Annotated in this window: 22 protein-coding genes; 6 read left to right on the plus strand and 16 right to left on the minus strand. The window is 72.1% G+C overall.

The annotated features are described in order from the left end of the window. Positions 1-51: 51 nt before the first annotated feature. Both ER308_RS18520 and ER308_RS18525 read right to left on the minus strand, forming a co-directional pair. Positions 52-879, minus strand: coding sequence for a methyltransferase domain-containing protein (locus ER308_RS18520; protein ID WP_131156358.1), 828 nt, complete (start codon positions 877-879; stop codon positions 52-54). A 68-nt stretch (positions 880-947) separates the two neighbouring features. Beyond that, complete coding sequence (locus ER308_RS18525) at positions 948-1,703, minus strand: class I SAM-dependent methyltransferase (protein WP_131156359.1); 756 nt, start codon at positions 1,701-1,703, stop codon at positions 948-950. A 600-nt stretch (positions 1,704-2,303) separates the two neighbouring features. Between ER308_RS18525 and metK the strand changes: the two genes are divergently transcribed. Further along, positions 2,304-3,479 (plus strand): methionine adenosyltransferase, encoded by a 1,176-nt coding sequence (metK, locus tag ER308_RS18530; protein ID WP_131157106.1) that lies wholly within the window; start codon positions 2,304-2,306, stop codon positions 3,477-3,479. Positions 3,480-3,641: 162 nt separating this feature from the next. Further along, on the plus strand, positions 3,642-7,151 hold the full coding sequence (gene metH / locus ER308_RS18535; protein ID WP_131156360.1) for a methionine synthase: 3,510 nt from the start codon (positions 3,642-3,644) through the stop codon (positions 7,149-7,151). Positions 7,152-7,184: 33 nt separating this feature from the next. Here metH and mobA read toward each other — a convergent pair whose 3' ends face one another. Both mobA and ER308_RS18545 read right to left on the minus strand, forming a co-directional pair. Next, positions 7,185-7,811, minus strand: a complete 627-nt coding sequence (gene mobA / locus ER308_RS18540) for a molybdenum cofactor guanylyltransferase (RefSeq protein ID WP_131156361.1) — start codon at positions 7,809-7,811, stop codon at positions 7,185-7,187. Positions 7,812-7,821: 10 nt separating this feature from the next. After that, a complete protein-coding gene (locus ER308_RS18545; RefSeq protein ID WP_131156362.1) occupies positions 7,822-8,604 on the minus strand; it encodes an SDR family NAD(P)-dependent oxidoreductase in 783 nt (260 codons plus the stop codon). A 48-nt stretch (positions 8,605-8,652) separates the two neighbouring features. Here ER308_RS18545 and ER308_RS18550 point away from each other — a divergent pair, with 48 nt between their 5' ends. Further along, the gene (locus ER308_RS18550) at positions 8,653-9,114 is read left to right on the plus strand and encodes a cupin domain-containing protein (RefSeq protein WP_131156363.1); all 462 of its coding nucleotides are present in this window, start codon (positions 8,653-8,655) and stop codon (positions 9,112-9,114) included. A 6-nt stretch (positions 9,115-9,120) separates the two neighbouring features. Here ER308_RS18550 and ER308_RS18555 read toward each other — a convergent pair whose 3' ends face one another. After that, positions 9,121-10,443 (minus strand): amidohydrolase family protein, encoded by a 1,323-nt coding sequence (locus ER308_RS18555; RefSeq protein WP_205745726.1) that lies wholly within the window; start codon positions 10,441-10,443, stop codon positions 9,121-9,123. Between the two features lie 167 nt (positions 10,444-10,610). On the opposite strand from ER308_RS18555, the gene ER308_RS18560 reads away from it, so the two are divergent. Beyond that, a complete protein-coding gene (locus ER308_RS18560) occupies positions 10,611-11,120 on the plus strand; it encodes a phosphoribosyltransferase (protein WP_131157108.1) in 510 nt (169 codons plus the stop codon). Between the two features lie 103 nt (positions 11,121-11,223). Here the strand turns inward: ER308_RS18560 and ER308_RS18565 are convergent, their stop codons facing one another. The 10 genes from ER308_RS18565 to ER308_RS18610 form a co-directional block, all read right to left on the minus strand. Beyond that, complete coding sequence (locus ER308_RS18565; protein WP_131156364.1) at positions 11,224-12,159, minus strand: HpcH/HpaI aldolase/citrate lyase family protein; 936 nt, start codon at positions 12,157-12,159, stop codon at positions 11,224-11,226. 48 nt (positions 12,160-12,207) lie between these two features. Next, positions 12,208-13,821 carry a malate synthase A gene (gene aceB, locus ER308_RS18570; protein WP_131156365.1) on the minus strand — a complete coding sequence of 538 codons (1,614 nt, stop codon included), beginning with the start codon at positions 13,819-13,821 and terminating at the stop codon, positions 12,208-12,210. Between the two features lie 48 nt (positions 13,822-13,869). Next, positions 13,870-15,234, minus strand: a complete 1,365-nt coding sequence (locus tag ER308_RS18575; RefSeq protein ID WP_131156366.1) for a (Fe-S)-binding protein — start codon at positions 15,232-15,234, stop codon at positions 13,870-13,872. Positions 15,235-15,237: 3 nt separating this feature from the next. Then, positions 15,238-16,470, minus strand: coding sequence for an FAD-binding oxidoreductase (locus ER308_RS18580; protein ID WP_240732122.1), 1,233 nt, complete (start codon positions 16,468-16,470; stop codon positions 15,238-15,240). A 5-nt stretch (positions 16,471-16,475) separates the two neighbouring features. Next, positions 16,476-17,945: an FAD-linked oxidase C-terminal domain-containing protein gene (locus ER308_RS18585; protein ID WP_205745727.1), complete on the minus strand. Its 1,470-nt coding sequence runs from the start codon at positions 17,943-17,945 to the stop codon at positions 16,476-16,478. Positions 17,946-18,073: 128 nt separating this feature from the next. Next, positions 18,074-18,922 carry a maleylpyruvate isomerase N-terminal domain-containing protein gene (locus tag ER308_RS18590; RefSeq protein WP_131156368.1) on the minus strand — a complete coding sequence of 283 codons (849 nt, stop codon included), beginning with the start codon at positions 18,920-18,922 and terminating at the stop codon, positions 18,074-18,076. Next, on the minus strand, positions 18,915-19,664 hold the full coding sequence (locus ER308_RS18595; protein WP_131156369.1) for an alpha/beta hydrolase: 750 nt from the start codon (positions 19,662-19,664) through the stop codon (positions 18,915-18,917). Before ER308_RS18595 ends, ER308_RS18590 begins: the two co-directional genes overlap by 8 nt. An 81-nt stretch (positions 19,665-19,745) precedes the next feature. Then, a complete protein-coding gene (locus tag ER308_RS18600; protein ID WP_165492246.1) occupies positions 19,746-20,321 on the minus strand; it encodes a DUF2087 domain-containing protein in 576 nt (191 codons plus the stop codon). Positions 20,322-20,513: 192 nt separating this feature from the next. Then, positions 20,514-21,386, minus strand: a complete 873-nt coding sequence (locus tag ER308_RS18605) for a sulfurtransferase (RefSeq protein ID WP_131156371.1) — start codon at positions 21,384-21,386, stop codon at positions 20,514-20,516. Between the two features lie 144 nt (positions 21,387-21,530). Then, positions 21,531-22,283, minus strand: a complete 753-nt coding sequence (locus tag ER308_RS18610) for an endonuclease/exonuclease/phosphatase family protein (protein WP_165492247.1) — start codon at positions 22,281-22,283, stop codon at positions 21,531-21,533. A 199-nt stretch (positions 22,284-22,482) separates the two neighbouring features. Here ER308_RS18610 and ER308_RS18615 point away from each other — a divergent pair, with 199 nt between their 5' ends. After that, positions 22,483-23,007, plus strand: coding sequence for an ATP-binding protein (locus tag ER308_RS18615; RefSeq protein ID WP_131156373.1), 525 nt, complete (start codon positions 22,483-22,485; stop codon positions 23,005-23,007). On the opposite strand, the gene ER308_RS18620 is transcribed toward ER308_RS18615, so the two are convergent. Then, entirely contained in the window at positions 22,996-23,406 is a 411-nt protein-coding gene (locus ER308_RS18620) for a hypothetical protein (RefSeq protein WP_131156374.1), read from the minus strand. The two genes, ER308_RS18615 and ER308_RS18620, sit on opposite strands and share 12 nt — an antisense overlap. 391 nt (positions 23,407-23,797) lie before the next feature. On the opposite strand from ER308_RS18620, the gene ER308_RS18625 reads away from it, so the two are divergent. Next, the gene (locus ER308_RS18625) at positions 23,798-25,156 is read left to right on the plus strand and encodes an AAA family ATPase (RefSeq protein ID WP_205745728.1); all 1,359 of its coding nucleotides are present in this window, start codon (positions 23,798-23,800) and stop codon (positions 25,154-25,156) included. The last annotated feature ends 9 nt before the right edge of the window (positions 25,157-25,165 follow it).

The raw sequence follows: 25,165 nt of genomic DNA on the forward strand, positions 1-25,165 counted from the left end.
AGTGTTGCGTGGAATGGACGGCGGGTACCGCTCACACCCTCGCAGGGCTCCTCACGCCGGACGCTCGGCCACGAAGAACCCGTGACTGATTTTGCCCGAACGGCCGGCCTCGACCCATTGGCCGAGTGCGGTGAGCGTCCGATCGATCTGGTCGCTCGGCACCGGGCCCTCGAGCTCGTCGCGGCGTTCCTGCAGGGCGGCGCGGACCGCCCCGTAGGTGGGTGCGACGTTCTGCCCCCAGTCGTCGCTCTCGCGCACGGTGAAGCCCGCGTCGCGCAGTGCGCGCTGGTAGCCGTCGCGGTCCCACATCTCCGGGGTGCCGACCCGCGCGTAGAGCGTCTGCCGCTCGTCGTCGGGGACGTCCGCCCGCATCAGCAGGTCGCTGAGCACCAAGCGCCCGCCGGGGGCGAGCACCCGCAGGCACTCCCGCAGCACGCGGGGCTTGTCCACGGCGTGCAGCAGTGACTCCTGGCTCCAGACGACGTCAAACTCGCCCTCGTCGAAGGGGAGGGTGTGGAAGTCGCCGTAGCGGATCTCGACCTGGTCGTCGACCCCGGCCTCGGCGACTCGCTCCCGAGCGAAGTCGTTCTCGCGCTCCGAGAGGTTCAGGCCGACGACGTGCGCGCCTCGCTCGACGGCGAGATAGACCGCGGCGGCGCCGTTGCCCGACCCCACGTCGAGGACGCGCTGCTGGTTGCGAATGGCGCCGCGCTCGGCCATCACCTCGTTGAGGTGGGCCATGGCGTCCTGGAGATTGTCGCCCTCGCGCCAGTAGCCCATGTGGATGTTGTCGCCCCATAAGCGGCTGTAGATCTCGTGCGCTGGCCCGTCGTAGTAGGCCTGGGTCTCCTCGACCACCGTGCTGATGTCGGTGCTCATCGTTCTCGATCGCCTCCTTCGGGCGTGCGGTGGATCGGCACCGGGGCGCCGCAGCGCCGGCTCGTCGACTACGCGGTGCCCACCTGGACGACGAAGTCGGGCTCGTGGTGCTGGTAGGCCTCCTTGAAGTCGCCGAAGCGGCGGATGTTGCGGAACCCGGCGTCGGCGAGCAGGCCGGTCAGGTAGTCCTGGCGCAGCGGGTACATCGTGAGGTGGTGCACCCCACCGTCGGGGAACTGGTACCGGAAGCGCACCGCCTCGTCGCTGATCTCCTCGGGGCGAGCGTCCACGCCCTTGCCCGTGTAGTAGTACTGGTGCTTCGTGTTGAAGCCCTCGTCGAGGATCGAGTCGTAGTTGCGCTGGTCGATGATGACCAGCCCTCCGGGACGCAGGACCTTGTGGAACTGTTCGAGCGCCCGGACGCGCTCGTCCTCCGTGAACAGGTGCGTGAACGCGTTGCCGAGACACAGCAGCGCGTCGAACTCGCCCGGCACGTCGTCGGCCAGCGTGCGCCAGTCGGCCTCCTGGACCGGGAGGTCCACCCCCAGCCGCGCGGCGTTCTCGGCGGTCTTCGAGACCATCTCGGCAGCGCCGTCGGCGGCGAGCACGTCGAAGCCGGCCTTGGCGAGCTGCACGGCGTGGTACCCGGTGCCGGTGGCGGCGTCGAGGACCCGCGTGCAGCCGGCGTCACGAAGGATCCGGGGGTAGAAGTCGCCTTCGCCCTTGGCGCGGCCCTCCCAGTCGATGAGCTCGTCCCACTTGTCCACGAACGACGGCTCGTACTCGTCCTGGTAGAGGTCCGAGGTGATCGTCTTGCCTGCCATGTGCACACCCAGTCGTCGCGGTCGCTTGGTCGTGGCGCTCCGCGCCCATGCGCGCTGGCCGGTCGGGACGGCCTTTCGGGCCCGGCCCGGCGGGGGCGTCGTTCCGCGTCCATGTGGCCGCGGGCACGGAGCTAAGGGGGCGGTGGCGCGAGCCCCTCGTCGCGACCGTCAGCGGTCGCTTCGCGGAGCGCCTTTTCCTTTCTTACCTATTCTCACTGCCGCTCGTCAAGCTCCAGAGCCGACTTTTTGGATTGTCGCGCAGAACGCAACACGTTGCGCACTGCGGAATATGGTGTTCGAGCGAGAGAAAAACCCTTTCTGAGCAGCGCGGAAGCGCCATGCGCAACCGCGCTCTCATGGCGCAACGGCCTGTGCGTCCACACGAAGTCGCTGGACAGAGGCTTATCCATATGCCGGCGACCCCGCTCGGAACTTTCCGTGCATCGCCTCAACGGCGGGGAGAACGCGCGATTACGACCGGCCTCGGATGGCCCTCGATCGCGCTTGCGACGTTGCGAGATCGAGCGTTATGTGCTTAGGTCGTTCGTGATCGCCCGGAAGCCCGACGACATTCCAGGAGGCAGCGTGCCGTTCGAGACACTGTTCACATCGGAAAGCGTGACCGAGGGTCACCCCGACAAGGTCGCAGACCAGATCTCTGACGCGGTGCTCGACGCCGTGCTCACCGAGGACCCGACCAGCCGGGTCGCGTGCGAGACCTTCCTGACCACCGGTCAGGTCTCCGTCGGCGGCGAGATCACCACGAAGGCCTCGCCCGATGTGGTGCGCATCGTCCGGGAGACCCTGAACCGCATCGGGTACTCCGACCACCGCTCAAGCTTCGACGGCAACACCTGCGGTGTGAGCGTCTCGCTCGACGAGCAGTCGCCCGATATCGCCCAGGGCGTCGACGACGCGTACGAGACGCGCGAGGAGGACGGCAGCGACCCGCTCGACAAGATCGGCGCCGGTGACCAGGGCATGATGTTCGGTTACGCGTGCGACGAGACCGACGTGCTCATGCCGTTGCCGATCCACCTGGCACACCGGATGTCCGAGCGCCTCGCCGAGGTCCGCCACGAGGGGACCCTGCCGTACCTGCTCCCCGACGGGAAAACGCAGGTCACGGTCTCCTACGACGACGGCGAGCCGACCGGCGTGAAGACGGTCGTCGTCTCGAGTCACCACGACCCCGACGTCGACCTCGACACGCTGCGGCCGGACATCGAGGAGAAGGTCGTCCGCCCCCTGCTGCCGAAGAACCTCGATTCGAGCGAGCTGCGGGTGCTCATCAACCCGACCGGCCGATTCGAGGTCGGCGGGCCGGTCGCCGACGCAGGTCTCACGGGCCGCAAGATCATCGTCGACACCTACGGCGGCATGGCCCGCCATGGCGGCGGCGCCTTCAGCGGCAAGGACTACACCAAGGTCGACCGGTCGGCGGCGTACGCGGCACGGTGGGTCGCGAAGAACATCGTCGCCGCGGGGCTGGCCCGCAAGGCCGAGCTCCAGCTCGCCTACGCGATCGGCGTGGCGCACCCGGTCTCCGTGTCGGTTGACACCTTCGGCACCGAGCGGGTCGACCCCCAGCAGATCTACAAGGGTGTCCTCGACGTGTTCGACCTGCGCCCGGGCGCGATCCACCGCGATCTGGAGCTCGCGCGCCCGATCTATCGCCCGACGGCGGCGTACGGCCACTTCGGGCGCACCGAGCAGTCGTTCACCTGGGAGCGCACCGACCGGGCCGACGAGCTGCGCCGCGTGGTCGGCGCGTAAGCGAACCGTTCGGACGGCCCGGTCGAAGGGGAGACCCGCGCGGCCGGGCCGTCCGCGCGCCGTACGATTGTCCTCGGCGCGCACTGAGGAGCGTGTGAGGCCTCCGAACCCGAGATCCGCCGTGTGGATGTCGACCCCCCGAAGGAGACGTGGGCACTAGCCATGATCGATGAAGCGCGACGCCGACCCGGCTACAACCATCCGCTCCTCGCTGCGGCACGGGAACGTGTCGTCGTCGTCGACGGCGGCATGGGCACCTCGGTGCAGTCGTTCGACCTGACGCTCGACGACTTCGAGGGCCTGGAGGGCTGCAACGAAGTGCTCGTGCGGACCCGCCCGGACGTCGTGCGGCAGATCCACGAGAGCTTCCTCGAGGTCGGATGCGACGCGGTCGAGACCGACACCTTCGGCGGGGCGCCGTGGGTGCTCGGGGAGTACGGGCTCGAGGACGAGACCGAGTCGTTGAACGAGGCCGCGGCCCGCATCGCTCGTGAGGCCTGCGACGCGTTCGGCACCGACCGTTGGGTGCTCGGCTCGATCGGCCCCGGCACGCGCTCGCCGACGCTGTCGCTCGGCAAGGACCCGGCGGAGGCCAACGACTACATCGACTACGACACGATGGTCGAGGGTTACGTCCGCCAGAGCCGCGGGCTGCTGGCCGGTGGGAGCGACGCGATCATCGTCGAGACCTGCTTCGACCTGCTGCAGGCGAAGGCCGCGATCTGGGGCGCCCACCTCGCGATCGGCGAGACGGACCGCACGGTGCCGATCCTCGTGCAGGTCACCATCGAGGCGAACATCAACACGATGCTCCTCGGCAGCGAGGTCGGGGCCGCGCTCACCGCGCTGGAGCCGCTGCCGATCGACGTGCTCGGCATCAACTGCGCCACCGGACCCGAGGACATGCGCGAGCACGTGCGCTACCTGTCCGAGCAGTCCCCGTTGCCGATCAGCGTGATCCCGAACGCCGGCATTCCTTCGCTGTCCGAGGACGGCGACACCCTCTATCCGCTGGAGCCCGAGGGGCTGGCTGCCGCCCACCGCGAGTTCGTGACCGAGTTCGGGGTCGCGATCGTGGGCGGGTGCTGCGGCACGACGCCGGACCACCTGCGCGAGGTCGTCGAGGCCGTGCGCGACTTCACCCCGCGTGAACGCGACCCGCAGCTACAGCCGTCGCTCGCGTCGTTGTACGCGCCGGTCCCGATCGAACAGGACAACTCGTTCCTGATCGTCGGTGAGCGCATGAACGCGAACGGGTCGAAGAAGTTCCGTGAGCTGCTGCTCGAGGAGGACCTCGAGGCGCAGGCGGGGATGGCGGCTGAACAGGTACGCGAGGGCGCGCATGCGCTCGACGTCTGCGTGGACTACGTCGGTCGTGACGGCAGCTCGGACCTCGTCCCGCTGGTCGAGCGGCTCGCGACGCAGTCGACCCTGCCGCTCGTCGTCGACTCGACCGAGGTCGAGGTGATCCGCGCCGGCTTGCAGCGCCTCGGCGGCCGCGCGATGATCAACTCGGTCAACCTCGAGGACGGTCGCACGAAGGCCGATCAGCTCTTCCCCATGGCGTACCAGTTCGGCGCCGGTGTGGTCTGCCTCGCGATCGACGAGGAGGGCCAGGCCCGCACCGCCGACTGGAAGCTCGACGCGTGCAAGCGCATCGCCGAGCTCGCCCGTGAGCACGGCTTGCGCAACTCCGACCTCATCTTCGACACGCTCACGTTCCCGCTCGGGTCGGGGCAGGAGGATCTGCGCCGGGACGGGATGGAGACGCTCGAGGCCATCCGTCGCGTCAAGGAGGAGATCCCCGGGGCCTACACGATCCTCGGGCTCTCGAACGTCTCGTTCGGGTTGTCCCCGGCTGCGCGGCAGGCGCTGAACTCGGTCTTCCTCGCCATGGCGATGGAGTACGGGCTCGACGCCGCGATCGTGCACGCCGGCCGGATCCTGCCGTTGCACCAGATCGACGACGAGGTGCAGACGATCTGCCGCGACCTCGTGCAGGACAACCGCGGCACCGCCGGCAAGGGCGGGACCGCCGACGAGAACTACGACCCGCTGCACGCGCTCATGGAGCGCTTCGAGGGGGCGTCGCTCGCCGGTTCCGGCGCCGAGGAGCTCGCGGCCATGGCGGTCGCCGATCGTCTGGAGAAGCGGATCATCGACGGCAACAAGGACGGCCTGGGCGACGACCTCGACCAGGCGCTGTCGGAGGGCTACGCGCCGCTCGACATCATCAACCAGCACCTGCTGGCGGGCATGAAGGTCGTCGGGGACCTGTTCGGCGAGGGCAAGATGCAGCTGCCGTTCGTGCTGCAGTCGGCCGAGTGCATGAAGGCCGCGGTCGCGCACCTCGAGCCGTACATGGAGGCGAGCGACGACGGCGGCAAGGCGAAGGTCCTGCTCGCGACCGTCAAGGGCGACGTCCACGACATCGGCAAGAACCTCGTCGACATCATCCTGTCGAACAACGGCTTCGACGTGCACAACATCGGCATCAAGCAGCCGATCGACAACATCATCCACGAGGCCCAGGAGTTCGGGGCCGACGCGATCGGGCTCTCCGGCCTCCTCGTGAAGTCGACGGTGATCATGAAGTCCGACCTCGAGGAGATGCAGCGCCGCGAACTGCAGGACTACCCGGTGCTGCTCGGCGGCGCCGCGCTGAACCGCGGGTACGTCGAGATGGATCTGCGCGAGGTCTACGAGGGGCCGCTGTTCTACTGCAAGGACGCGTTCGCGGGCCTGCAGACGATGGACGAACTCGTCGAGCACAAGGACGCCGGCGGCTGGCCCGACGACTGGGGCACGATCCCCATCGAGCGGCCGCAGAAGCGAGCCCGCGAGGAAGCGGCCACCGCCCCCGCCGAGCCGGTGAGTCGCTCCGACGTCGCCACCGATGTGCCCGTCCCCACACCGCCGTTCTGGGGGTCGCGGGTCGTCCGCGGCATCTCGCTCGACGAGCTCGCGGGCTTCCTCAACAAGGTCGCGCTGTTCCGCAACCAGTGGGGCCTCGACAAGAACAGCTGGGAGGAGGGCGAGGCCGCGCTGCGGAAGATCCTGGCGTACGCCCGCTCCGAGCAGCTGCTGCGGCCCGAGGTCGTCTACGGGTACTGGCCGGCGAACGGCGACGGCAACGACATCGTCGTGTGGGCCGGGCCGGACAGCGACGAGGAGGCCGCACGGTGGACGCTGCCCCGGCAGACGAAGGGCCGCCAGCTCTGCATGGCGGATTACCTGCGGCCGATCGAGTCCGGCGAGCGCGACGCCATCGCCTTCCAGGCGGTGACCGTCGGCCCCAAGGTCAGTGAGCGCACGGCCGAGCTGTTCGCCCAGGACGCCTACACCGACTACCTCTATCTCCACGGCCTCGGGGTGGAGATGGCCGAGGCGCTCGCGGAGTACTGGCACCGTCGCATCCGCGAGGAGCTCGACATCCACCACCAGGACGCCGCCGAGGTCGAGGAGCTGTTCAAGCTGAACTACCAGGGCGCGCGCTTCAGCTTCGGCTATCCCGCCTGCCCGGACCTCGAGCAGCGCAAGCCGCTGTTCGACCTGCTCGACGGCAGCCGGATCGGCCTCGACCTCAGCGAGGAGTTCCAGCTGCACCCGGAGCAGGCCACCGACGCGCTGGTCTTCCACCACCCGGAGGCGCGATACTTCAGCGCCCGCTGATCACGATCCCGCCCGGGCGGCCTCGCGAACCAGCTAGGCGAGGTCCGCCGGGCGGTTCACGTTCCGTGCGAAGGCGCCCGCGGGGTCGAGGTCGCTCCAGTGATCGGGACCGCATTCGACGACGTGCAACTCGTCGAGGGCCCCCATGAGGCAGTGTCTCCCCGACGCGACGCGTTCCCGCAGGACCGGCAACGCGGTGCGATGCCAGACGGCGTGCAGGGGCTGGCGCCGCTCCACGACGGGCACGGCCGCGTCCGCGCCGTGGCGATGGGCTGCGCTGGCCAGTCGTGCCAGCACCGGAGCGCTGGCGCGGGGCAGGTCCACGGCCAGCACGGCGACCAGGTCGTGATGTGCAGCGGCCAGACCGGCTACCAGCCCCCCGACCGGGCCGACCCCCGGCGCCGCGTCGGGAACCTCACGGGTGTCCGCGATCCGCAACGCGTCGCGGTCACCACGGGCGATCAGCAGATCATCGGTGAGTTCCCCGAGCACGGCGAGCGCGCGGTCGACTAGCCGCTGCCCCCCGATCCGTTGGACCGCCTTGTCGCCGCCCATCCGCTCGCCACGCCCGCCGGCCAGCACGAGCCCGCTCAGCTCCGGGAGGCGAGGTCGCGTCGTGTCGCCCGTCGACGCGTCGTTGGGGAAGGGACCGAGGGCCATGACGCCGTCGTCACCAGCTCGGTGCGGCAGTGACGCCGCCGTCGACCACCAGCGTCGTGCCCGTGATCCACGCGGCGGCGGGGGAGGCGAGGAAGACCACGGCGTCGGCGATCTCGTCGGCGCCACCGGTGCGCCCGAGGGGGGCGGCCGCCTCGTAGCGGGCGATGCCCTCGGGCCAGTTGCGAGGTAGGTCCTCGCGGTGGATCAGTCCCGGGGCGACGGCGTTCACCCGGACGCCCCGGGGCCCGAGCTCCACCGCCGCCGCCTGTGTGAGCCGCTCCAGCCCGGCCTTCGCGGCCGCGTAGTGCGCGTGACCCGGCATCGGCTGGCGCGCCTCGATCGAGCTGATGTTGACGACCGCGCCGCGGGCCTCGACCAGCGCCGCCTCGCACGCACGCGTCATCGCGAAGGCGCTGCGCAGGGTCGCGGCCAGCACCGCGTCCCACGCGGCGGCGTCCAGTTCCTCCCACGGATGCAGCGGCTGGGCGGCGGCGGCGTTCACGAGCACGTCCAGGGTCGGCAGCTCTGCGGCGGCGGCCTCCGCGAGCCGTGCTGGACCCTCGTCGTCGGACACGTCGGCAGCCACGGCGACCGCTTCGCCCCCCGAATCGCGGATCGCCTCCGCGACGGCCTCGCCATCACCCGAGCGATGGTTGACGATCACGCGAGCCCCGGCGAGCGCGAACCGCTCCGCGATCGTCGCACCCAGTCCGCGGCCGGCCCCGGTCACCAGCACCCCACGGCCCGAGAGGTCGAGTCGCCGGGCCGTCGTGTCCTCGGTCGCAGAAGCCATCGGGATCCTCCGGTCGGTGGCACGCCGAGCAGGTAGGGTGCCACGGGCATGGAATCGCTGACTGGTCACCAGGTCGCCGCGTTGCTCGATCTCGAGCCGTTGCCGGTCGAGGGTGGCCTCTACCGCCGCATTCACGCGGACGAGGCCTGCACGAGCATCTACTACCTCATGATCGCGCCCGCGTACTCGGCTCTGCACGCGCTCACCGTGACCGAGGTCTGGCACCACCACGCAGGGGCGCCCGCCCGGATGTTGCTGCTCCACCCGGATGGGCACGTGGAACGCCCGGTTCTCGGCCCGGAACTCGTGGACGGGCAACGGTCCCAGGTCGTGGTCCCTCCCGGGACCTGGCAGGGTGCGGCGACGCTGGGGGACTGGACCCTGGCGGGCTGCACCGCGGCCCCGGCCTTCACCGACGCCGCCTTCACCCTCGGTGCGGCCGAGGACCTCGCGGCCGCCTATCCGGGCGCCGCCGAGGACGTGCGGCGCCTCGCCGGCGGTGGCGCCTGACGCGCGTTACCCCGTGGCCAGTCGCTCGGCACGCTGTTGGACCTCGGCGCGCGCCCGCTCCTCGTCGACGGTCAACACGACCCCGTTCGCGACGACCCGTCGACCGGCGACCCACACGTCGCGCACGTGGCGGCTGGAGGCCGACCAGACGAGGTGTGCGAGCAGGTCGCGGTCGGTGAGCATGGGCACGAAGGCGGCGTCCGCGGTCTCCAGGCGCACCAGGTCAGCCCAGCGACCCCGTTCGAGGACGCCCAGGTCGGGACGCCCGAGCGCTTGTGCGCCGCCGCGCGTGGGGAGCCCGAGCGCGGCCTCCGCGGGCAGGGCGGTGGCCTCGCCCGTCCGCGCGCGTTGCAGGAGTGGGGCGAGGCGCGCCTCCTCCCACAGGTCGAGGTCGTTGTTGCTCGCCGGTCCGTCGGTGCCGAGTCCGACCGCGATGCCGGCCTCGAGGAAGTCGGTGACGCGGGCGATGCCGCTCGCGAGCTTCGTGTTGCTCTGCGGGCAGTGCGCGACCGCGACGCCGGCGCGCCGGTAGATCGCGAGATCCTCGTCGGACAGCCACACCGAGTGCGCGGCCAGCACGCGGCGGGGCTCGAAGAAGCCGATGTCCTCCAGCAGCGCGGGGACGCTCTTGCCGTGCTCCGCCTCGAGCTCGGCCCCCTCATGCTGCGACTCCGCGACGTGGATCTGCAGCAGCCGGTCACGCTGCCCGGCGGCCTCGGCGATGCCGGTGAGCGCCTCGATCGGCAGCGTGTACGCGGCATGGGCGGCGAGTCCGACCTCGACGCGCGGGTCGGCGTCCCCCGCGTACCGGTCGCCGAGCCCGATCGCGGTGTCGAGCTGCGACTGCCAGCCGCCCAGGTGCTCCATGCCGGGCGCGACCAGGACCGCCGCGGTGACGACGCATCGGCTGCCCGCGTCGCGAACGGCGTCGACGACCGCCTCGGGATAGAAGTACATCTCGCAGCTCGTCGTGACGCCGAAGCGCAGCAGCTCGGCGCACGCGAGGGTCATGCCCCAGTAGGTGTCGTCGGCGTTCATGCGCCCCTCGCGGGGCCAGACGACCTCCTCCAGCCACTGCAGCAGCGGCAGGTCCTCGCCGCTCCCGCGCAGCAGCGTCATCGGCGAGTGGCAGTGCACGTTGACCAGGCCCGGCAGCAGGACACCCGATACCCGCTGGGTCGTGTGGTCGGTTCCCGCGGGCGGTGGCTGCGTGGCATCGCCGACGTCCTCGATGCGCCCGGCATGGTCGACATCGACGAATCCGGGGCGGTGCACCGTCATCCGTTCGTCGCACGTCACGACTGCGTCAGCGAGGAAGCGGGTGGGCACGGAGGTCTCCTCTGCGTGGCCGGTCGGGCGAGCGCGTCAGGTCGTGGGGCGACGCCTCGCTGAGCGAGGAGCCTACGCGACCGTCCAAACGCGTAGGCTCAGGGGTCGCGGACGTGAGAATCCCGATGCGACGACGAACAGGAGGCGCGGTGTCGGCCGACCACGAGATGCAGGCTGCGGGAGCGACGCAGGCCGTGGAGCGCGAACGTCTCACCTGGGAGGCGTTCGGCGTTGGCGCACGCGAGCTCGCGCAGACGGTTGACGCCGACGGATACCGACCCGACGCGGTCCTTGCCATCGCGCGCGGCGGCCTGGTCATCGGGGGTGCGCTCGCGTACGCGCTCGGTGTCAAGCCCAGTTACCTCGTCAACGTCGAGTACTACACGGGGGAGGGTCAGACGATGGAGGCGCCGGTCGTGCTGCCCGCGGCCCTCAACCTGGATGCGGCGAGCGACGCGCGGGTCCTCATCGCCGACGACGTCGCCGACTCGGGCCACACGTTGCAGGTGGTGCACGACCTCGCCAGGTCGGCGGTCGCGGAGGTCCGTACGGCGGTGCTCTACGAGAAGCCCCGCTCGGCCGTCGCGTGCGACTACGTCTGGAAGCGCACCGACGCGTGGATCGACTTCCCGTGGTCGAGCGGATCCGCACTGGTCAGCGAGGGCGCGCGACCCTAGTCGGCCCGCGACCCGCAACCCTAGTCGGCCCGCGACCCGCGGCGCGTCGACCGTTGCACCGGGATCCGGGGGCCGCACCCGCGACGTATCGCTGCCTGTGGCATCACTCGGCCCGCACCCCGGCGGCCCGGCCCCGGGCGATCAACCGCCGGGCCATCTTGCGGCTCGCCTCGTCGATCATCGCGCCCTCGAAGGTCGCCGCTCCCTGGCCGGCGGCCAGGGCCTCCTCGTAGGCCGCCAGCATCGCGGCGGCCCGTGAGACCTGCCGGTGGCTCGGCGTGAACACCTCGTTGGCGAGGGGCACCTGGCGGGGATGGATGCACCACTTCCCGTCGAAACCCACCCCGAGCGCGTGGCGGGCGCTCTCGCGGTAGCCCTCGTCGTCGGTGAAGTCGGCCAGCGGCCCGTCGACTGCCTCGGCGCCGACCGCCCGGGCGAACTGCGCGATCCGGGTGCGTACCGCGTGGAACGGGTCGCCCGGCGTGCCTTCGGCGCCCAGCCCCACGTCGATCGCGGGGATGCCGAGGTCCGCGGCGTAGTCGCCGGGCCCGAAGATCAGCGCCTCCAGTCGATCGGTGACCTCGCTGATGGCCTCGAGCCGGGTGGCGCCCGCCCCGCTCTCCACCTGCGCCTCGACGCCGATCCTCGCCCCGTGCTCCGTGGCCGCCTCGAGCTGATCCAGCAGGTAGGCGAGGAAGTGCAACTCGCCGGGATGCTCCACCTTCGGGACGACGAGCGTGTCGATCCGATCGCCGGCGCCATGCAGCAGCGCGGACACGTCGTCGTGGCACCAGGGGCTGCGCACGTCGTTGACGCGCACCGCAACGGTCTTGTCGCCGCAGTCGGTCCCCATGAGCGCCCGGATCACCAGGTCCCGGGCCTCGGCCTTGAGATCGGGGGGCACCGCGTCCTCGAGGTCGAGGAAGATCTCGTCGGCGTCGCCGGCGGCGGCCTTCTCCGCCATGTCGGGGCGGTTGCCCGGCACTGCGAGGACGGATCGGCGCAGCCGGGGCTCTCGAACGGTCTCGTCCGTGCTCATGGGGCGGCAGCGTAGCCAGCGGTGCCGGCCGAGGCCACACCGGCCCGATCAGTCGAGCAGCGGCATCCCGGGGACCGTGAGGAACTCGTCGAGGTCATCACCGAGGGCGACCTGCTCGAACAGCGTCCGGGCCTCCTCGAAGTGGCCGGCGGTGAACTGCTCGGCCCCGACGGCGTCGCGGATGGCCGCGAGCTCCTCGTCGATCACGCGATGGACGAGGTCGGGGGCGACCTGCTCGCCCTCCAGCGCGTCACCGGCCTCGAGCCGCACCCCGTGGTGCTGCCACTGCCAGATCTGGCTGCGGCTGATCTCGGCCGTGGCGGCGTCCTCCATGAGGTTGAACAGGGCCGCGGCGCCCTGGCCGCGCAGCCACGACTCGATGTAGAGGAGGCCGACCCGGACGTTGGCGCGCAACCCTGCCTCGGTCCGCTGGCCCTCCGGCACGCGGATGTCGAGGAGCTCCTTGGCGCCGACCGCCACGTCGTCGCGCTGCCGGTCGACCTGGTTCGGCCGCCTGCCGAGCACCGCGTCGAACTCCTCCATGGCGACCGGGACGAGGTCGGGATGGGCCACCCACGTCCCGTCGCACCCGTCGGTGGCCTCCCGCTGCTTGTCGGCTCGCACGTTGGCGATCGCCCGCTCGTTGACCTCGGCGTCCTTGCGGCTGGGGATGAACGCCGCCATGCCGCCGATCGCGTGGGCTCCGCGCCGGTGGCAGGTCGCCACCAGGAGTTCGGTGTAGGCGCGCATGAACGGCACGGTCATCGTGACCTGCGCCCGGTCGGGGAGGACGAACTCGCGGCGGTTGGGGAAGCTCTTGATGACGCTGAAGATGTAGTCCCAGCGGCCGGCGTTCAGCCCCGCCGAGTGGTCCCGCAGCTCGTGGAGGATCTCCTCCATCTCGAAGGCGGCCAGGATGTGCTCGATCAGCACGGTCGCCTTGATCGTGCCCTGCGGGATCGCGAGCCGTTCCTGGGCGAACCGGAACACGCCGTTCCAGAGCCGGGCCTCGCGGTGGTTCTCGAGCTTGGGGAGGTAGAAGTAGGGGCCGCTGCCGCGCTCGGCCAGCTCCCGGTGGTTGTGGAAGAGGTAGAGCCCGAAGTCGAACAGGCCGCCCACCATCCGCTCGCCGTCGACGACCACGCACGGCTCGTCGAGGTGCCAACCGCGGGGCCTCACGACCAGCGTCGCGGGCTCGTCGACGAGCCGGTACTCCTTGCCGTCGTCCTGGACGAAGTCGATGCGGCGGCGGATCGCATCGGCCAGGTTGGCCTGGCCATCGACCATGTTCGCCCACGTGGGCGAGTTCGAGTCCTCGAAGTCCGCCATGAACACCCGCGCGCCCGAGTTCAGGGCGTTGATCACCATCTTGCGGTCGGTGGGTCCGGTGATCTCGGTGCGCCGGTCGGCGAGGTCGGCGGGAGGGGGCGCGACCTGCCAATCGCCCTCGCGGACGTGGGCCGTCTCCGGGAGGAAGTCGGGCAGCTCGCCGTAGGCGAGGCGCTCGCGGCGCTCGGCGCGTTCGGCGAGCAGCGCGTCGCGCGTGATCTTGAAGTCCCGTTGGAGGTCGCCGAGGAACGCGAGGGCCTCGTCGGTGAGGATCTGGCGGCGTCGGCCCTCGAGCGAGCCGTGCACCTCGACGCCGTCGACGTCTGCGCTCATCGGTGGGCTCCTCTTCGTCGTCGAGCGCGGGCGAGGGGCGGATCGCGGTCAGGGTACGCGCTCGCCCCGAATGGAGGCGTCCACGAGCTGGACCGGGTGCCGGACGGGCACGTCGAGGAACCGGCCGACCTGCAGCGCGCACCCGGGGTTGGCGGTGACGACGAGGTCGGGGGCGCGGTCGGCGATGTGGGCGGCCTTGCGGCGGCCCAGCTCCGCGGCCGGCTCCGGCTGCAGGAGGTTGTACACACCCGCGGAGCCGCAGCAGAGTTCCGGCTCGGCGATCTCGACGAGGTCGACGCCCGGCACGGTGCGCAGGACCTCGCGCGGCGCGCCGCGCACCCCTTGGGCGTGGGCGAGGTGGCACGCGTCCTGGTACACGACCCGTGCGGGCACCGGGTGTCGCTCGGCACGAGGACCCAGCTCGGCCAGCAGTTCACTCACGTCGCGGACGGTCGCGGCGAGGCGCGCGGCCCGCTCCGCCCAGTCCGGTTCGTCGCGCAGGAGGTGGCCGTACTCCTTGAGGGTCGACCCGCAGCCGGCCGCGTTGGTGACGATCACGTCGGCGCGGGCGGCCTCGAGGGAGGCCACGAGGCGCTTGGCCCGCGCGATCGCGCGCGGTTCCTCGCCCGAGTGCAGCTCGAGCGCGCCGCAGCAGCCCTGGTCCGATGGCACGACCAGCTCGCAGCCGTCGGCCGCCAGGACCCGCGCGGTGGCGGCGTTGACCTCGGCGAAGGCCACCGACTGCACGCAACCGGTCAGCAGGGCCACCCGACGGCGCGCGGGACCCGCGGGCGGGATCCGGTCGGGGAGACGTTGCGGACGGGCGAGCTGTCGTAGGCCCACCTCGGGGACGAGCGCCTCGAGCGTCCGCAGGCGCGAGGGCAACCGGTCGAGCAGGCCCACCCGGCGCAGCAGCCACCGCAGGCCGGACCGCCGGTAGAGCCAGCCTCCCACGAGCGCGGCGCGCAGGCGCGTGGGCTCCGGGAACACCGCGAAGATCAGACGACGGAACGCCCGCTCCGGCAGCGGACGCCGATGGTGGCGCTCGACCTGGGCGCGCGTGGCCTCGATGAGCTCGCCGTATTGGACGCCCGACGGGCAGGCGGTGACGCAGGCCATGCACCCCAGGCACGCGTCGAAGTGGCTCACCACCGTTTCGTCGAGCGCGACCTCGCCGCGGCGTGCCATCGCCATGAGATCGATCCGCCCCCGGGGCGAGTCCGGCTCCTGGCCCCACAGCTCGTAGGTGGGGCAGGCCGGCAGGCAGAAGCCGCAGTGCACGCATTCGGAGAGCCGCTCGGAGCTTGGTGGCCGGAGGCCGTCGAACGCACCGGTTCCGCCGTGCGGGTCGGCGATCCGCGGCGTGTCGGCGGCCGTGCCAGGCGCGGGGCGGTCGCTCGGGGTCGTGCTCATCGGTCAGAGACCTCCCACGAAACGGCCCGGGGCGAGGCGCCGCTCCGGGTCCAGCGCGTCCTTCAGCCGGCGCATCAGGGCGAACCCGGCCGGTGGCGGACCCCACACGGTCCCGGCGTCCCAGCAGCCGTCCGGGTCGGCGAGGCCGTGGGGGCGCCGGCGCACGACGAGGTGGCCTCCCGTTCCCGCCACGCGCTGCCGCAGGGCGATCGCCGCGGTGGCGTGATCGGGCGGTGCGCCGCCACGCAGGCGCACGTCGTGCAGCCCCAGGGCCAGATGGCTGGCGACGCCGAGGTCGAGTCCGGTCTGCTCGGCGGTGGCCCGGACCGCGTCGGCGATCTCGGCCTGGCGGTCGGGGAGCGCGGCCACGCGGGCGACCGTCTCCCCGGCAGCGCCGGCGTGCGCGGCGACCACGGCGTCCCAATCCGAACGCTCGTCGTCGCCGGTCCGCTCCTGCGGGACGAGTCGGTGCTGGGTGAGCAGTGCCTGCAGCCGCTCGGCCTGTTCGATCACGGCTCGGTCCACCCCGCGGAACCGGACCCGGATCATCCCATCGCCCATGGCGTCGGCGGTCGCGGGCTCGACGGTCCAGTCCAGCGCGGCAGGCTCCAGCGGCGAATCGTCCACCGCTCGGGCCACGGCGGCGGCCTGCGGGGCGCTCGCGCGGGCCCTGACGGTGCAGCTGGTCGCGGGCTGTGGGTGCAGCCGCACGGCCACCCGCGCGATGAGACCGAGCGTGCCGACGGACCCGGTCACCGGCCGCATGAGGTCGTAGCCGGCGACGTTCTTGATCACGGTGCCACCGGCCCTGACCACCGAGCCGTCCGCGAGCACCAGGGTGACGCCGATGACGAGGTCGCGGAGGGGCCCGTGGCGCAGGCGCTGCGGCCCGTCGAACGCGCGCGCGACCAGCCCTCCGACCGTCGCACCCTCGGGGGCGCCGTCAACGGCGAGTCGAGGGCCGCCGACCCGCTTCGCGGCGAGCGCGTCCAGCTCGGCCAACCGCGTCCCGCCCTCGACCACCGCGACCCCGTCCGCGGCGTCGTACCGGCGCACCCGGTCGAGCCCGGCGGTCTCCAGGACGGTGTCGATGCCCGCTGGCGGCGCCCCCCAGTCGAGGCCGGTCCCGCCCCCTCGCAGCAGGATCCGGCCGCCGTCCCGCATGGCGGCGACCGCTTCCTCGATAGTCCGCGGTTGCGCCTGGGCGGCGGAGGCGCGCGGATCAGCGGGCTGCATGGTCCTCACAGCCGCTCCGCGAGGCCGGCCTCCTCGAGGGGATGCGGGCGGTACGGGCCGGGCGACTCGCCGCAGAGGCGGGGAGTGGGCAGCACCTTGTCGGGGTTGGCGAGGCCGTCGGGATCGAGGGCCCGGCGCACCCGCTCGAACACCGCGAGATCCTCCTCGCCGAACATCGCCGGCATCGAGCACGCCTTGTCCGCCCCGACCCCGTGCTCGCCCGTGATCGAACCCCCCGCGTCGACACAGAGCTCGACGATGCGGGCGGCCACCTTCTCGGCCTCCTCGGCCTCGCCGGGCCGCGTCCCGTCGTACAGCACGAGCGGGTGGAGGTTGCCGTCCCCGGCGTGGAAGACGTTCGCGACCCGGTAGCCGGCCTCGGAGGAGAGGTCGGCGATGCGCTCGAGCACGTCCCCCAGCGCGGTCCGCGGGATCACGCCGTCCTGGACGAAGTAGTCGGGTGCGAGCCGCCCCATCGCCGCGAACGCGGCCTTGCGGCCCTTCCAGATGCGTGCGCGGTCGGCGGCGTCGCGGGCGATGGTGATCGCGGTCGCGCCGGCCTCGCGGCAGCAGGCCTGGACCGCCTCGAACTCCCGGTCGACCTCGGCCTCGGGCCCGTCGAGCTCGACGAGCAGGACCGCGCCGGCGTCGCGATTGAGGCCGACGCCGGTGTCCTCCTCGCAGGCCTGGATCGCGAGATGGTCGAGCATCTCGAGACCCGCGGGCACGATGCCGGACGCGGTGATCGCCGTCACCGCGTCCCCGGCGTCCCTGGGCGTCGTGAAGTCCGCGACGAGGGTGCGCACCGACTCGGGCGTGCGCAGCAGTCGCACGACGACCTTGGTGACGAGCCCCAGCGTGCCCTCGCTGCCGACGATCAGCCCTCGCAGGTCGTAGCCGACGCTGTCGGCGGTCGGCGCCCCGAGCCACTCCACCTCGCCCTCGGCGGTGATCAGCTCGAGGGCCAGCACGTGGTTGGTGGTGAATCCGTACTTCAGGCAGTGCACGCCACCGGAGTTCTCGGCGACGTTGCCGCCGATGGTGCAGACGATCTGGCTCGAGGGATCCGGGGCGTAGTAGCGGTCGTGGCCCTCGACGGCCGCGCTGATCTCGCGGTTGGTGACACCCGGCTCCACCGTCATGCGGCCGTTCGCGAGGTCGACGTCGAGGATGCGCCGCAGGCGCGCGACGCCGATCAGCACCCCGTCGGGATGTGGCATGGCGCCGCCCGAGAGGCCGCTGCCCGCACCGCGCGGGACGAACGGCACCCCGTGTCGCCGACAGGCCCGGACGCAGGCGGCCGCTTCCTCCGTGCTCGAGGGGAGCAGCACCAGGGGTGGGACCTCCCGCAGCGCGGCGAGCCCGTCCGCCGCGTAGGTCCGACGCTGGGCCGGATGCTCGAGGACCCCGTCAGGGCCGAGTAACGGGGCGAGCTCGTCCCGCACCGCGCCGACCGTGCCTGGTGTCCGGCTCACACGGCCTCCTCGCGGCCCCTCGCGCCCATGTGGGATCGCGCATCGCTGTGCCCTTCGCGTTCGCGACGCTATTGCGGGGGCGCGCTCGGGTCAAGGTGAGTCGCCCGGTCACGGACTCAGCAACGGACTCAGAACAGGCGCGCGCCCGTGACGAACTGCTCGCCGCGGGGGCCGGCCCATTCGAGCAGCTCGAGCTCGCGCCAGTAGCCGGGCTCGCGTCGACCGGAGACGAGCAGCGTGAGGGCCAAGGGGTCGGCGGCCACCGAGCACTCACCAGGATCGGCGTGATTGTCCCACGAGGCCCATCCGTCCGCGACGTGGAGCACGCCCGAGCGCTGGACCGGCCCGTGCACGGTGAGGCGCATCGTCGAGCCGTCGGGGAACCCGGCGCGCTTGACGGCGAGGCGCGGCAGCGCGTCGAGTACGAACTGGTACGCCGCACGAGCGGCCGAGCTCGAGTCGGCCAGATCGAGGTCGGTGTCGAGCGCGATGCGCAGGTCCTGCAGGTGCACCCACAGGTCGTAGCAGCGGATCCGCAGCAGTCCCGCCTCGGTCGTGGGCCCGACGGGGCCGGTGGCCTCGGCCTCCCAGTCACGCACCTGGCTCAGCCGCAGGACGTGGCCGTCGCGCGCGCGGCGAAGCTCGTCGCGCACGGTCGAGAGGTCCGCGTCCGCGTACGCGGCCACGCCGTGCGCGGCCCAACGGTCCCGTTCGGACCGGTCGTCGGGCGGCGTCCAGCCCTCCGGTGGTTGGGCCCGCTCCGCGCCGTCGAAGTCCAGTTGCGCCGCAGCGCAGTGCGCGAGCACGTCGCGGACCCGCCAGTCGTCGCACGGCGTGGGCGCGGTCGCGTCCTCCTCGTCGATGCCCTCGGCGACGGCGAGCAGGCGGTTCCACAAGCTCGCCGCGGTCGCCGGCGCGTCATCGAGTAGGCCGGCGTCGACCGGCGTCGGGGAGGCCAGTGAGGTCCGTTCAGCCATCACACACCCGCTTCGCGAAGTCGGTCACACGCGCGTTGATCAGGTCGGCATCGTGGTCGAGCGTCGCGACGTGGTAGCTGTCCTGCAGCACCACCTGCTCCCGGTCGACGGAGCCGACGCCGTCGAGCACGCGCTGGCTGTCGGCGGTGTCCACCGTGTTGTCCCGTGCGCTCGTGAGCACGAGTATCGGCTGGGCCACCCGGGCGAGGTCGAGCTGGCGGTGCAGCTCGCGCACGGAGTCGAGCGCTCGGAGGGGAACCCGGGGGTAGGCGTACTCGCTGACCCCGGACTTCGCGATGTCGTCGCCGACGCCGAACTGCAGGCTCGGCACGAGCCGCTTCAGCACGGGCAGGACGGCCAGGCGTCGGTCCGCCATCGAGAGGAACGGGTTGATGACGGCGATCCCGTGCACGAGGTCCGGGCGGGCGCCGGCGAGGTGCAGCGCGAGTGCCCCGCCCATCGACTGCCCGACGACGACGCGGCGTGTGGTGCGCGCCGCCAGCAGGTCGAGTGCCGCGCTCGCCTCCCGCGCCCAGTCGGTCCAGCGCGTTCGGTTCAGCTCCGCCGCGGTCGTGCCGTGCCCCGGCAGGCGTGGCAGCTCGACCGCGAAGCCGGCGTCGGCGAGGGCCTCGGCCAGGGGCCGCACCGAGACGGGATTGCCGACGAACCCGTGCAGCACCAGCGCGCCGTGCTCGCCGCCGCCCGCCGACCAGGACTCGGCCCCGGGGATGACTTGCCCCATCGCGTCCTCCCTCGACTCCGCGCCACCGCGAACCGGCCGCCTGCGTTCACCGGGCCGGCAAGGAGACGCGTCGATCGCAGTCTAGTCGGCCTCCTGCCCGGTCGAGGTCCCGGGGAGGGTTGCGACCCGCCCGCCACTGCGCCAGTAGGCGCGACCGTCACGGTCGAGGAAGCCCTCGTCGACCAGGTACCGGCGCAGACTCGTGTAGTCGTCGTGGTAGCGGCGCAGGAGGTCGTTGATCTCTCGCTCGTCGTAGCGCACACCAGGCTCCACATCGAGCGCGAGGCGCTCCAGGACGACCTGCCGCTTGCTGCGGGTGGCGGGGATCTCGACGAGTCGCTCGCCGGAGAAGAACCGGGCGAGGACCTGCTGCTCGGCCTCGGTCATGCCCATCAGGACGTGTGGCGCCGGGGGCGCGGGTTGCGGCAGGTCCGCGGCCAGTTCGCGCAGGGCGTCCGAGAGGAGCCGGTAGGCGTCCCCCTCGCGCGCCACGATCCCACCCTGGACGAGCGGGGCGAGGGTGCGCAGGGCATCACGCTCGGTCACACCCGCCGCGGCAGCCGCCTCTGCCGCGGTCCGCGGCGCGGCGGCGACCGCGCCGATCACGGCCAGGCGGCGCGGGTCGAGCACGAGCTTGAGGAAGTCACGCGCGTGCACGGGGCGAGGGTACGCGCACATCGGCCTGGTGCGCTCACCCGGGGGGCAGCGCAGCCGCGAACGTGGACCGGGGACCGCCGCGGCGAGCCCCACCTCGAGGTGCGTGTGAGCGCAGCCGCGGATGTGGACCGTGGACGCACGCTCGCGGCCGGGCGCCCGGTCAGCGGCGGCGGGACACCGCACGCATCGTCCCTACGCGGTGCCGCCCTCGTCGCCCCCCGCGGGCCGGGAAACCGGCACGTCGATGAGCGAACCGTACTCGGTCCAGGACCCGTCGTAGTTCCGCACGGTCGGGAACTCGAGGAGCTCGTGGAGGACGAACCACGCGAGCGAGCTGCGCTCCCCGACACGGCAGTAGGTGACCACTTCACGGTCGGGCGTGGCCCCGACGTCGGCGTAGAGCTCGCGCAGCTCGTCGGCGGACCGGAACTGCCCCGTCTCGAGGTGCACGACGTGCTCCCACGGCACGTTCTGGGCGCCGGGGATGTGACCGGCGACCATCGCCGATTCCTGGGGAAGGCGCTCGGGAGCGATGATCTCGCCGTGATACTCGGCGGGGGAACGGACGTCCACGAGCGCGACGCCGTCGGGGGAACCGACGTAGCGCTCGAGGACCTCATCCCGCCGAACGCGGATCGACTCGTTCAGCGCCGGCGGGTCGTAGCCGGACGTGACCGTCCGGGTCGGCGGGGCGGAGGTGAGCGTCCGGTTCTCGAGCTCCCAGAGTTTGCGACCGCCGTCCATGAGGCTCAGGCGCTCGTGCCCGTAACTACGGAAGTACCAGAACGCGAACGCCGCGAACCAGTTGTTGTTGCCGCCGTAGAACACGACGTGGCTGTCGCGCGAGACGCCCTTGCGCTCCATCAGGGCGGCGAAGTCCCGCGGGCCGACGAAGGTGCGGCGGACCGGATCCTGGAAGTCCTCGCGCCAGTGGAAAGCGATCGCCCCCGGGATGTGGTCGGTGTCGTAGAGCGTGGTGTCCTCGTCCACCTCGGCGAGGACGACATCGGGGTCGTCGAGGTGGTCGGCGACCCATTGGGTCGTGACCAGAGACTGCGTTGCCAATCGATCCTCCTGGGCACCCGGTTCCGGGCTGGACCTGGGGGGGGTCGTGCCGCGGGCGCCGGACAGAGATGCAACGTCTGAGCGTATACGCCACCCCCCGGGGGTCGTCACATGACACGGAGTGGCGGGCCTCCCGCCGCCGACTCATGAGGGCGTGACCTCGACCCACAGCGCGCGATGGTCGCTGGTCGTCTCCGCGACGACGTCGGCCGCCAGCGCGCGCAGTCCACGCAGGAGGATCTGGTCGGCCTGCATGCGGGGCTCCCAGGCGGGATACGTCGCCGGGGCGCTCACGTGGTGCCAGCGCGGGAGGGTTCGCCGGACCGGCGCCGTCGGCAGGTTGAGGTCCCCCAGCAGCACTGCACGAGGGGCAGCGGCGAGCCGGGCTGCGTGACGGAGCTGGCGCAGGGCCCTCCACGGCAGGTACGACAGGTGGGTCGTGGTCACGGCCACGGGGCCCAGGGGACCGTCCACGACGGCGCGCACCGCGACCCGCGGCTCGCGGTCCCAGCCGGGCCGTTGGGGCGAGGCCGGGCGGCGTCGCCGGCCGTCTCCGCCTCCCGGCAGACGCAGGCTGCGCACGTCCCCGAGCGGACGGCGGCTCAGGAGCCCGATCCCGTAGCCGGGGCCGCCCGGATCCCCGAGGTTCGGGGTGGTCCGCTGCACGTCGGGATCGCCGAGCAACGCCGGGGCGAAGAGGCCATCGACCACGAGTCTGTCCGCGAGCCACGCCACCTGGTCGATCCCGTCGCTGCGGGACAGCCCGCGGTCGACCTCCTGCAGGGCGACCACGTCGGCGTCGAAGCCCGCGATCACCTGTGCGGCGGCCTCGAGATCGACCCGGCCCCCGCCGTCGAGGCGGAGGCCGTGGAGCAGGTTGTAGGTGACCAGGCGCACGAGGATCCAGTCGTTGCCGGTGCACCGCCAGTGCGGCGGTTAGCCGGGAGAACGCGCGGGAACACCACACGGTAACCAGATCGCGACAGTGGCCCCGGACTCTCGTCCGCCGGCGGGGACGGGCCGGTCGCGCACGAGGAACGAGCTGCGGACGAGGCGGTTGACGCCTGGCGCGAACCGTGGGTAAGGGGGTTGACGAGTGCAGCTCCACGTGCAGCTGACGCTCCCCCGCGAGGCCCGCTACGTACCTGCGATCCGGGGCGTGGCTGCCTGCTTGCTCGCGGAGGTGGAGGCGCCCGACGACGCGATCGATGACATCAAGCTGGCTCTGAGCGAGGCGTGCGGGAACGTCGTGGTGCACGCGACGGGCGTGGACTCCTACTCCGTCGCGCTCACGGTGCGTCCGGACAGCTGTGAGGTCGAGGTCGTCGACCTCGGGCCCGGGTTCGTCGAGCCGGAGGTCGGGATGACGTCGGAGGCCGGGATGGCGTCGGCCACCTGGATGATGTCGGAGGCCGACGCGCTCGACCTGCAGGCCGAGCACGGTCGGGGGATCGGCCTGATCCGGGCTCTGGTGGACGATCTCGAGTTCATCCGCGACGACGAAGCGACGCGCGTGCGCCTCGTCAAGCACTGGCCGGGCGTGGGTCTCGCGTCTCGTGAGCCCCTCCGCACCGGCGCAGCGGTGGCGTCGGCGACCGAGGGCGCGCCGCTACCCGGGTGACCCCGACCCCGCCGGCCTCGCCGCCGACTCGTGGGTGTCGGCAACCGAGCCCAGCAGGAGGCGGGCCGGTCCGAGCGCGGGATCGAGCAGACGCCCGCCCGAGTCGAGCAGCCGATCCAGCCAGTCGCGTTCGCGCGCAGCGGCGTTCGCGGCGATCCCGAAGTCCGCCCAGTCGCCGGCCTGGCGGCCACCGGCGGTCCCGAGCGGACGGTAGCCGAGGCTCATGAGCTCGGACGCGTTCTGGATCGCGCCGCGCGGATCGGTGAGCGACACCGTGACCGTCGCCGAGGGGCTGGCCGGAACCGCGGCCAGCCATCCGGGTATGATCGGCACACGTACGACGAGCAGACGGTGCGGCCCGTCGCTCGGTTCGAGCGTCGGCGGGGAAGCCTCTCGCATCGGGATCGTGTCCTCGTCGTGGTGGGGGCTTCGGCGGTGGGCCGGTCACCCCTCGTTGGCCGCGAGGCGCGGGTTGGCTTGGGTCGCGGGAGGTGGTCCCCCGTCTCGGCGCCGGGTGCCGAGGGCACCCAGGGTCCACCGATGCATTCTGCGACAGTGAATCGCGCGAGTCACGGAACCGCCCCGGTGACGTGGCCGCTCGCGGGGAACCCTTCGGATGAAGTGCCGACGCGGCCCCGCCCGGCGGCCCAAAACGCCCCGGGAGTGCCTCGGGTGGCGCTCTGCCCAGCCATCACGAACCGGGAGGGACCAGGTGCCCGACGCCCGAGCACATGCCCCACGGTCCGCGACGCTCGGAGAGTTGCGGGCGGACGGTTACCCCGATCGGACGGTGAAGCAGGAGATCGCCGCGAACGCGGCGAGCCGGCTGCGTGCCGGCGACGAGCTCGTCACCGGACTCGTCGGGTTCGACGACACCGTGCTGCCCGCGGTCGAGACGGCCCTGCTCGCCGGCCACGACCTGATCCTGCTCGGGGAGCGCGGACAGGCGAAGAGCCGGATCCTGCGGGCCCTGCCCGAGTTGCTCGACGACGCGATACCCGTCGTGGCCGGCAGCGAGGTCCACGATCACCCGTACCATCCCTTCAGCCCGGGCGCCCGTGCGCTCGTCGCCGATCACGGGGACGACACGCCGATCGAGTGGATCGGACGCGAGGCCCGCTTCGCCGAGAAACTCGCGACACCGGACATCGCGGTGGCCGACCTCATCGGTGACGTCGATCCGATCAAGGTCGCCGAGGGGCGCTATCTCGGCGACGAGGGCACGATCCACTTCGGTCTCCTCCCGCGCCACAACCGGGGGATCGTCGCGATCAACGAGCTGCCGGACCTCGCCGAGCGCATCCAGGTCGCGTTGCTCAACGTGATGGAGGAGCGCGACGTGCAGGTGCGCGGCTACTCGCTGCGCCTCCCGCTCGACCTCCTCGTCGTGGCGACCGCCAACCCCGAGGACTACACGAATCGTGGTCGGATCATCACGCCCTTGAAGGACCGGTTCGGCAGCGAGGTCCGAACCCACTATCCGACCCGACTCGAGGACGAGGTCGCGGTGATGGCGCAGGAGGCGGTGCTGCCCGGGGGGAGTGTCGACGTGGCGGTGCCGCCGCACCTGAGCGAGGTCCTCGCGGCGTTCACCCGGGCACTGCGGTCGGCGAGCGAGGTCAACCAGCGGTCGGGCGTCAGCGTGCGGTTCTCGACGGCCAGCTACGAGACGCTCGCCGCGAGCGCGCTTCGCCGTGCCTTGCGCGTCGGCGAGGAGCCCGCGGTGGCCCGACCGGTCGACCTCGCGCAGGTGCTGGCCGCCGGACTCGGCAAGATCGAGTTCGAGACCTACGAGGAGGGGCGGGAGATCGAGGTGCTCGAGCGGCTGCTCAGGCGTGCCCTGCTCGAGGTGTTCCGTCGCCGCACCGCGGGCGTCGACCTCTCGGCGCTGGTCGAACGGTTCGAGGCCGGCGCCGTCGTCGAGACGAGTGACACCCTCGCCGGCGCCGACCTCCTCGGGCAGCTGTCAGGGGACGAGACGGGGCCCGCGGTGCCGGGGCTCGGTCGGCTCCTCGCGGCCCTGGACGTGGCGGAGGAGTCACCGGCGCTCGCGGCGAGCGCGCTGGAGTTCGCCCTCGAGGGGCTGCACCTGTCGCGGCGGATCGACCGCACCGACCTGGGTGACGGTGTCGTGCGGTACGGGGCGTAGGAGCGCGCG

Source organism: Egibacter rhizosphaerae, assembly GCF_004322855.1.
Classification (GTDB): Bacteria; Actinomycetota; Nitriliruptoria; order Euzebyales; family Egibacteraceae; genus Egibacter; species Egibacter rhizosphaerae.

Coding starts and splice junctions, on each gene's coding strand:
- ER308_RS18520 (WP_131156358.1), bottom strand. CDS start 879: ATGAGCACCGACATCAGCACGGTGGTCGAGGAGACCCAGGCCTACTAC.
- ER308_RS18525 (WP_131156359.1), bottom strand. CDS start 1,703: ATGGCAGGCAAGACGATCACCTCGGACCTCTACCAGGACGAGTACGAG.
- metH (WP_131156360.1), top strand. CDS start 3,642: ATGATCGATGAAGCGCGACGCCGACCCGGCTACAACCATCCGCTCCTC.
- mobA (WP_131156361.1), bottom strand. CDS start 7,811: ATGGCCCTCGGTCCCTTCCCCAACGACGCGTCGACGGGCGACACGACG.
- ER308_RS18545 (WP_131156362.1), bottom strand. CDS start 8,604: ATGGCTTCTGCGACCGAGGACACGACGGCCCGGCGACTCGACCTCTCG.
- ER308_RS18550 (WP_131156363.1), top strand. CDS start 8,653: ATGGAATCGCTGACTGGTCACCAGGTCGCCGCGTTGCTCGATCTCGAG.
- ER308_RS18560 (WP_131157108.1), top strand. CDS start 10,611: ATGCAGGCTGCGGGAGCGACGCAGGCCGTGGAGCGCGAACGTCTCACC.
- ER308_RS18565 (WP_131156364.1), bottom strand. CDS start 12,159: ATGAGCACGGACGAGACCGTTCGAGAGCCCCGGCTGCGCCGATCCGTC.
- aceB (WP_131156365.1), bottom strand. CDS start 13,821: ATGAGCGCAGACGTCGACGGCGTCGAGGTGCACGGCTCGCTCGAGGGC.
- ER308_RS18575 (WP_131156366.1), bottom strand. CDS start 15,234: ATGAGCACGACCCCGAGCGACCGCCCCGCGCCTGGCACGGCCGCCGAC.
- ER308_RS18580 (WP_240732122.1), bottom strand. CDS start 16,470: ATGCAGCCCGCTGATCCGCGCGCCTCCGCCGCCCAGGCGCAACCGCGG.
- ER308_RS18590 (WP_131156368.1), bottom strand. CDS start 18,922: ATGGCTGAACGGACCTCACTGGCCTCCCCGACGCCGGTCGACGCCGGC.
- ER308_RS18595 (WP_131156369.1), bottom strand. CDS start 19,664: ATGGGGCAAGTCATCCCCGGGGCCGAGTCCTGGTCGGCGGGCGGCGGC.
- ER308_RS18620 (WP_131156374.1), bottom strand. CDS start 23,406: ATGCGAGAGGCTTCCCCGCCGACGCTCGAACCGAGCGACGGGCCGCAC.